This window comes from Faecalibacterium sp. AF10-46 (assembly GCF_003604105.1).
Lineage (GTDB): Bacteria > Bacillota > Clostridia > Oscillospirales > Ruminococcaceae > Faecalibacterium > Faecalibacterium taiwanense.
The window spans coordinates 3950-12134 of the sequence record NZ_QVGY01000020.1 but is presented as its reverse complement, the minus strand read 5'-3'; the positions used below and the strand labels follow the sequence as shown (position 1 = coordinate 12134).

The window sequence follows — 8185 nt, the reverse complement described above, 5'->3', positions numbered from 1 at the left end:
TCTTAGGCGGGAAGGCGGTGGTAACACCGCTGACCCAGCCGATTACTCGCCGCTGGTGAACCGGCTGAAAGGTCAGGTCATCAAAATCAGCCCCAACAGCACCCAATTTGTCAACCCCATGGACATCAACGCCAACTACTCCGAGGAGGATAATCCGCTGTCCCTGAAAGCCGACTTTATTCTTTCTTTGTGTGAGCTGGTGGTGGGCGGCAAGGAAGGTCTGCTGCCGGTGGAAAAAACCGTCATTGACCGCTGTGTGCATCTGATTTACCGCAAATATTTTGCGAACCCCTGCCCGGAGAATATGCCCATCCTTGAGGACTTGTACAACGCTCTGCTTCAGCAGGAGGAAAAAGAAGCCCACCATGTTGCCACGGCTCTGGAAATCTACGTCAAGGGCAGTCTGAACCTGTTCAACCATCGCACTAACGTGAACGTCAATAACCGCATCGTCTGCTACGACATCAAGGAACTGGGCAAACAGATGAAGAAACTCGGTATGCTCATCGTGCAGGATCAGGTGTGGGGGCGTGTCACGGCAAACCGCAGCAGCGGCAAGTCCACCCGGTATTATATGGATGAGATGCACCTCCTCTTAAAAGAGGAGCAGACCGCCGCTTATTCCGTGGAGATCTGGAAGCGTTTCCGCAAGTGGGGCGGTATTCCCACAGGGCTGACCCAGAACGTGAAAGACCTTCTTTCTTCTCGTGAGGTCGAGAATATTTTCGAGAACAGCGACATGATCATCATGTTGAATCAGGCTGCGGGAGACCGCCAGATTCTCGCAAAGCAGCTCAACATCAGCCCTCATCAGCTTTCCTATGTGACCCACTCCGGCGAGGGCGAAGGGCTGCTGTTTTTCGGTAATGTCATTCTGCCGTTTGTGGACCGTTTCCCCACCGATCTGGAACTCTACCGCATTATGACCACCAAGTTGGGTGAAGTCTCGGAGGGCGCGCAGAAATGAGTGAACCGAAACTGAACATCAAAGAGGAATCGTCTACCAAAAAGACCCGTTCTCCCCCGAAAAAAGCCAAGGTAGAGCAGACGGTGCCCAAAAAGAAAAAGCTGAAAACCGATGCAGATAAAGCTGCGGAAAAGGCACAGCATCTGCGGTTTGGCAAGGCGGAACTGACCCCGGACGAACTGAGCCGGTTGAGTAAGGCGCAGAAGCGAGAGATGTACGCTGCCCATGCCGCCCGGTCTGCGGCGCATCACGAAGTTGACCAGTACGAGGATGACAATATGGGCACGCAGGCGCTGAGCGAGGGCGAAAAGGCGGCAGGAAATGTCCGGGATATTTCCAAGAGCCGCTATGCCCGGAAGCTCAAGAGGAAAGCCAAGATGCAGGGCAAGAAGGGTGCCAGAAACGCAAAATCTTCCGTGCAGAAGCCAACTGCGGCACAAGATACAGGCGCATCCGGCACCGGCGAGGGCGGTTCCAACTGGCTTTCCCGATGGCGGCAGAAGCAAGACATCCGGCAGAGCTACTATGCTGCCGCCCGGTCGGGTACGGCGGCGCAGACCGCAGGTGGCAAAGCGGCATCCAACGGTGCATCTGCTGCCCGGTCCGGCGTGGAACAGGCGGTAGAAAAGGGCAAAACTGCCGTCAGCACCGCCGTAAAGGGGCTGGTGAATGCCGCAAAAGGCAACGCACACGTTCTGGTGATTGTGGGCGTTTTTCTTTTGCTCGTCCTCATGGTGATGTCGGGCTTTTCCTCCTGCGGTATCCTCTTTTCGGGCGGCACACAGGTGTCCGGGCAGACCATATACTCTGCCGAGGATCGGGACATCTGGGGTGCAGAGCAGGACTACAAAAAGCTGGAAAAGGAACTGGATAAAAAGATCAAGCGCACCCCCACCGACCACCCCGGCTACAACGAGTACCAGTACCACCTTGACCCCATTGAACACGACCCGTGGCAGCTCACTTCATTCCTGACCACTCTGTATGATGATTACACCCGGTCGGAAGTGCAGGGCAAGCTGAAGGAGACCTTCAAAAAGCAGTACAAGCTGACCACATGGGTGGAGGTGCAGATTCGGTATAAGACGGTCTGGGTCATCAGTCCGGCAGGTATCCCTGTTCCTACCCAAGTGCCGTATGAGTACAAGATTTTCCACACCAAGTTGGTGAACCGTGGCTTGGAGGTGGTCATCCGGGAGGAACTGGACAACGACCAATGGAAACGCTACGAGATCTTTCAGGACACCTTGGGCGGCAGACCGTATCTGTTCAACGGCGGACTGCCGCCCGGTGGCTCCGATGGCTCCGGCACACCCGGTATTGATTATCAGGTTCCGGCAGAAGCCCTGACGGACAGCGAATTTGCCGCCATCTACAAGGAGGCGCAAAAGTATGTGGGCACACCCTATGTGTGGGGCGGCTCTACCCCGGAAACCGGTTTTGATTGCAGCGGCTATGTCTGCTGGGTGTACAACCAGAACGGCTACGATGTAGGGCGCACTACCGCCAACGGTCTGTGGAACAAGAGCCAGCACATCTTCGAAGCCGATGCAAAGCCCGGTGATCTGGTTTTCTTCAAAGGCACCTATGACACCCCCGGCATGAGCCATACTGGAATCTATCTCGGCAACGGCATGATGGTCAGTGCCGGAGACCCCATCAAGTACGCAAACATTCACTCGTCCTACTGGGAGAAGCATCTCGCCGGGTTCGGACGGCTTTCAAAATGATTGGAGAAGTTACTATGAGCGAAAAATCGGATAAACTGCGGGCGATGCTGGCAAAAGAGAAAGAACGCCGCATCAAGCTGAACAATCGCATCGAGATCCTGGAGCGGCGCATTCAGGAGGAAGATTCTGCCGAGGTCAACGAGATGGTGCGGACGGCAAAGGTCACGCCGGAACAGCTCGCCGCCCTGCTGCGGCAGTCTGCCACCACCACCCCGAACCCTGCTGCGCTGTCTGCCGTGGGTGCAACTTTCGAGAAGGAGGATGCAGATGAAGATTAAGAAACTGGGCGCACTGCTGGTATCGGTGGCACTGTGCGCTGGCATGGCGGCTCCCGCTTTTGCCTATGGCGGTGAGCCTGTGGAGGAAGTGGAACAGCCCGTCCTGACTTCTACCACCGATGAAGAAGATGTAGTCACCGTGACCGATGAGGAGACTGGTGCCCTGACCCCGGAGGGCAACTTGACGCTGGTGGACGATTACCACACCGACTATTCCGATGGCAGCGGTCAGCAGTTCATTACGCTGGTGTCGAAGTCGGGTGCGACTTTCTATCTGGTGATTGACCGCAACGCCAAGGGGCAGCAGACCGTTCACTTTATGAACCTTGTGGACGAAGCCGACCTTCTGGCTCTGATGGAGGAAGATGCTGCCGATGCCTACACCGCTGAAAAAGAAGCAGCGGCGCAGGCGGAACAGGACAGGCTGAAAGCCGAGGAAGAAGCCAAGAAAGCCGCCGAGGAAACGGCGGCATCCGGTACGGAACAGCCCAAGGAAAATAAGGTCACAAAGATCGCATCCGGCTTTCTGGGCGTAGTCGTGCTGATTGCGCTGGCGGCAGGCGGCATTTTCTACGCTTTCGCAAAGCAGAAGCAGAAAAAGCAGGCCGAAAAAGAAGCCCTTGACCCCGATGCAAACTACACCGAGGACAAGGGCGATTTTGAGATCCCTACCGATATGCCGGATGAGGGCGAAGCCCCGGACGAGCAGGACACCGAACCCATCTGATTTCAAGGCGGCATTTGCCGCCGTACATATTGCAATCCGAAACAGATTGGAGGGAACGCTTATTTCAATTCTAGTTGTAGCAGAAAAGCCCTCGGTGGCCATGTCCTACGCAAAAGTCCTCGGTGCGACTAGCCGTCAGGACGGCTACCTTGAGGGCAACGGCTATCTTGTCAGCTGGTGCGTGGGTCATCTGGTGGAACTGGCACCGCCCAATGTCTACGATGCCAAATACGTCAAGTGGAGCCTCGCAGACCTGCCCATCCTGCCGCAAAAGTGGCAGTATCTGGTGTCTACGTCCACCAAAAAGCAGTTTGGCATCCTGCAAAAACTTATGCACCGCCCGGACGTAGACAGCATTGTGAACAGTTGCGATGCAGGATAGTGCGGTTGGGTGACTCAAGAGAAAGAAAAAAGAGACCTCATCTCGTCAAAAAACTAAATCATAAAAGCATCAAAGAGGGCATTCAAATGAAACAAAATCGAATTTTTGACCAGAATAGTTCTCAAAAAGCACGTTCTTGGCACTATAATATGGACACCAACCGAGCGGAAGCCCAGTTCGCTGATGGCTCTGCCATTGCCATTGACTGCCTTGCCATCGAGGACGAATACGGCAATACCCCGGCACAGCGAGCTGAACTTGATTGGCTACTATACAACAAGCCCTTGGAGTGCGTCCAGCTTGTGCTGAGTGGTGAGATTGAGCATTATCTCTCACTTGGCTGTGACCATGGCAAACTGAAAGACTAACCTCTAAATAGGCCAAACAACCCGCTACTTGCAGTCGCTGCAAATGGCGGGTTGTTTGCTTATTTTAAGTTTTTCCTTTGCTCATAGTAGTGCAAAATCAATGTAGTGCAAAATCAATGGCCCAACGGTCAAAGAAATCACAAATATCAGGCAAATCTACTGGTTTCTTATAAATGTCATTCTAAAATTCAATGAATTTTGCTATTTCTAGCACTTGTTTTTTCGACACGAAAGTCGATTTAACCCTATATTTTATGTATCTCTCGATGATTTCAAGTTTGCCATTTTGGGGGCTTGATTATTGAGAAAATTCTAAATTCCAAAAAGGTCTATCATTTTCATCAATCGCATCGTTATTGAGAATAAGCACTGCACCACCACTTAACAGAGGAGGCAGCTGTAAATAGCTTATATTATTTATTGAGAAAATGAAACGCTATTGCAACAGTTGAATACTGTATATTTTATCAAATTGATACGGATCTGATAGCAACACCTTACCGTTTGATATCACAAGAATGCTTTCGCCTTCTTTAAGATACGACAACTGAAGATTTCCTTTCAAGTAGTTTGATACGCCATAAATTATATAATTGTCATCCGTATCATATAATTGATTTTTTGCAGTCGCATAAATACAATTGTTCTTCAGGTCAACTTCTTCAATTATAAGTTCCGATTTTTTTCTTCCGAATGTATTCGATTGAAATAGAATGCAGAGAACCACTGCCACAAATGCTATGCCAACCATAATCTTCCGTTTGCATTTCATTTTATCAACCTCTGTATGAAAGGAACAGCGTATAAAGCGATTGTGTTATTCTCAATGCCCCTGTATAAGAAGTTGGATATGAAGAACCATCAATTGTGCTTCCATCTTTATGGATTCCGATAGCTACATACCCAGCTCCAGAAATATATTCTACAAGAGGACCACCACTAAAGCCACCTGTCAAATCCCAATCGCCCTTGAGATATTTTGAAGTCTGACTTCTAATATACCCAGAAGATTTACACATCCGATATCTCGCATCGGCACCATTTATTTGGCTCGGATAGCCATAAGCATACACCAACTGTGATGATGAATAATTGCTAGACTGCCAATGTAACCCAAGCCATCCCGTTTTCGTTCCTAAATTATTCTTGAGCGTAATAATCGCCCAATCCTCCGAACTTGTTCCAGCAAGATAAGAATCACTAACAATCATCGAACTTGCCGATACATTTTCGCTTCCAAAAGGTTTACTATTATCAGATCGAGCAGGTGCGACATTTACCGACTTAACGTAGGCTTTTTCCTTTATACTGTATAGATTATGTGCTGCTGTTGCAAGTGCATTAGGCCCAATCATAAATCCAGAACCATAATTTGTCCCTCCATTATTGGTCGTTATCTGTAGGCATACCGTACTACAATATGGTGTTGCCGTTGGATTATCAACAACAGTGATATCATTGCTTCCGATAATCGCATACAGATCGGATAGATCAATATCCGAAATCTTTCCATTTGGAAAATAGCCTGCAGTTGTCTCTCCATCCGTGAAGGAATTGGTTTCAACTATAATTTCCTCTATAGATTCTTCTTTTGTATCAAAATCGTATCTATGGTATCTCTCGATATGAGATTTGCTTCCATCACTTTGATTATCTGCAAAAGCAGTCAGCCCAGAGTTAAGCTCCATTGAAGAAAGAGCCACAATCCCACTTGCTTTCAAAAAAATTCTACGAGATATTTTTTCACTAGCTATTTTAATTTTCCTTCTTTACTTTTAGAGTATACACAAGATTTCTTATACATCAGTTGCTCTGCATTGGAAACACCTCCGTAAAATTTTTCATACGTTAGAGCCATCCTTATTTTAGATTTCAACTTTTACTTTCGCAAAAAAATAAATACCACTGATTTTTTATCCAATAGCCGTGCTAAGATTTATCTCTATGGGATTCAACACATGCGTCTGCTGGCACAACCAAGCCCAATTGTTCACTGTAGTAGTAAACAAGTCGTCATAGTTGTTGTCATATGCAAAATCAAATGTGTCATGAACGGTAATCAAGTAATACATTATAGAATTACCAATCATGAAGCCTGTTCCAGAGGTGCTTACCCTATGCAATGCATAGAATAAATCTGCATTATCAGACTTTTGAATTGTAAAAGACCAACTTCCTCCACTAAAATCTTTCAAGCCACTATTAAGTACTTTGTTTTTATAATTATTAAAAACTGTTGTCGTGTTTAACTTGTCAAGCAATGGCGTCGAAGAATCCGTCACACTCTCAGAATAGTCAATATTATATACAGAGAATTCAACCATAAGAGCCGCACATTCATATCCCTTATCCCGTGCAATTTGCGCAGCTGCCAACCATGCAAGCTGTGTATTATTTAACAAATTTCCAGATGCACGTGTTTGATCTTCATCTTTCATCTTATCGATAAACTTATTTAATTCATCTATCGACATTCCCGAAAAATCAACATGATACTTATCATTCATGCTTTGAATAACAGGATTGCTAGCTTTACGGCTGCTTATGTTAGCAGCATAAGACACAGTATTTATCGAAAACAAAAAACACACTGAAAGAATTAATGATACGAACCTCTTCATAACGAACCTCCTTAAATTCTGTACTCTACTATATAAATTGTGTGCTTCTCATCATCCCAGACAACGAGACTAAAATTCACATCTTCAGAATGTAAAAGCAATGTATTCATTTCGGCTTCCGAGCGTAGTTCCTTATGCTGACTATTATCATAAAGAAAAAAATTTCCACTTGCAATTTCAGGAATCACAAAATCTAATCCAAAATATGACGACACATTTTTTAATATAGAAGATATGGTTGGAGAATCATTAATTTTCTCCCATGAATCGAGTTGATGAATAATTTTGGCTGCATCCACATCGTAGTATACCGCTAACATTATCCCATCATTTTGCAATCCGCCATAAGCCTCATATATCAACGATTCAGAGTATGTTGCTTTTCCAATTTTGAATTGTTTCAAATAATCTCGTTTTTCATATTTGCTTTTTCTTCCAAGCATAAAGCCCAAAAGCAAGCACAGTGCGACTATAGCTAGGTATCGGATAACTCGCGTTGGTCTCGCCTTTATAATTACCTCACACCTTTCTAACTTGCTGAAATATATAACAAACTCCACTTATCTACTGGTACTTCCGGTAATGGTTTCGCTCCGTCCATCGGAATAGCTAAAGGTCGCAGAATACTCAAGCCTATAAGATTTTCCGGGCTTAGTGTTAAAGCTACTGCTCACCATGCAGGTTGAGGTCGTGCTGCTGTTTGAGCAGCTACTTACTTTTTGCCATGTTCCAATTGTCCCCTTTTCATAGAGAACGCCTGAAACGCTGATTTTCTTTACTCCAGTTCGAGTCTGGGCATCAACCTGATAGTATGTTTGGTAAATAGATCCGTTGACCGTACTATCGCCTACATACCGTTCAGACTTTTCAGCGGCCATTGCGGTGCAGGCAAAGCTCAAGAGAATCACCGCTGAAACAACAATGGACAACAAACGCTTTTTCGACATAGACATACACCTCCGTTTTTTTGCTCCCATCAAGAGCCTTTGTATAATCAACGCAATTCGCATTCGCTTCGTTTCAATTTTCAGGAGAAAATTTTTCAAATTTTCCATCTTTGTAAGTTCAGACAAAAAGAAAGCCAGACATTTGTGAACTCTCACAAGTGTCCA

At 46.7% G+C, this 8185-nt stretch carries 8 protein-coding genes and 2 pseudogenes; 6 read left to right on the top strand and 4 right to left on the bottom strand.

The genetic code is table 11. The annotated features are described in order from the left end of the window. The 6 genes and pseudogenes from DWV57_RS13995 to DWV57_RS13970 form a co-directional block, all read left to right on the top strand. Positions 1-967: pseudogene (locus DWV57_RS13995) on the top strand (conjugal transfer protein TraE); the annotation flags it as partial. Further along, positions 964-2697 carry a C40 family peptidase gene (locus DWV57_RS13990; RefSeq protein ID WP_120021095.1) on the top strand — a complete coding sequence of 578 codons (1734 nt, stop codon included), beginning with the start codon at positions 964-966 and terminating at the stop codon, positions 2695-2697. The pseudogene DWV57_RS13995 and the gene DWV57_RS13990, both read left to right, overlap by 4 nt. Before the next feature lie 14 nt (positions 2698-2711). Beyond that, a complete protein-coding gene (locus DWV57_RS13985; RefSeq protein ID WP_097785686.1) occupies positions 2712-2975 on the top strand; it encodes a DUF4315 family protein in 264 nt (87 codons plus the stop codon). Then, entirely contained in the window at positions 2959-3702 is a 744-nt protein-coding gene (locus DWV57_RS13980; RefSeq protein ID WP_120021094.1) for a DUF4366 domain-containing protein, read from the top strand. The genes DWV57_RS13985 and DWV57_RS13980 overlap by 17 nt, the downstream gene beginning before the upstream one ends. 100 nt (positions 3703-3802) lie before the next feature. Further along, positions 3803-4081, top strand: a pseudogene (locus tag DWV57_RS13975) (DNA topoisomerase); the annotation flags it as partial. Positions 4082-4170: 89 nt separating this feature from the next. Further along, positions 4171-4452, top strand: a complete 282-nt coding sequence (locus DWV57_RS13970) for a DUF6061 family protein (RefSeq protein ID WP_015536560.1) — start codon at positions 4171-4173, stop codon at positions 4450-4452. Positions 4453-5228: 776 nt separating this feature from the next. Here the strand turns inward: DWV57_RS13970 and DWV57_RS13960 are convergent. The 4 genes from DWV57_RS13960 to DWV57_RS13945 all read right to left on the bottom strand — a co-directional run. Continuing rightward, positions 5229-6155, bottom strand: a complete 927-nt coding sequence (locus tag DWV57_RS13960) for a trypsin-like serine protease (protein ID WP_005924705.1) — start codon at positions 6153-6155, stop codon at positions 5229-5231. 210 nt (positions 6156-6365) lie between these two features. Further along, entirely contained in the window at positions 6366-7073 is a 708-nt protein-coding gene (locus DWV57_RS13955) for a hypothetical protein (RefSeq protein ID WP_015536562.1), read from the bottom strand. A gap of 11 nt (positions 7074-7084) precedes the next feature. Then, the gene (locus tag DWV57_RS13950; protein ID WP_223383318.1) at positions 7085-7477 is read right to left on the bottom strand and encodes a hypothetical protein; all 393 of its coding nucleotides are present in this window, start codon (positions 7475-7477) and stop codon (positions 7085-7087) included. A gap of 156 nt (positions 7478-7633) precedes the next feature. Continuing rightward, positions 7634-8185: hypothetical protein (locus DWV57_RS13945; protein ID WP_243112369.1), on the bottom strand; the 552-nt coding region annotated here is incomplete at its 5' end.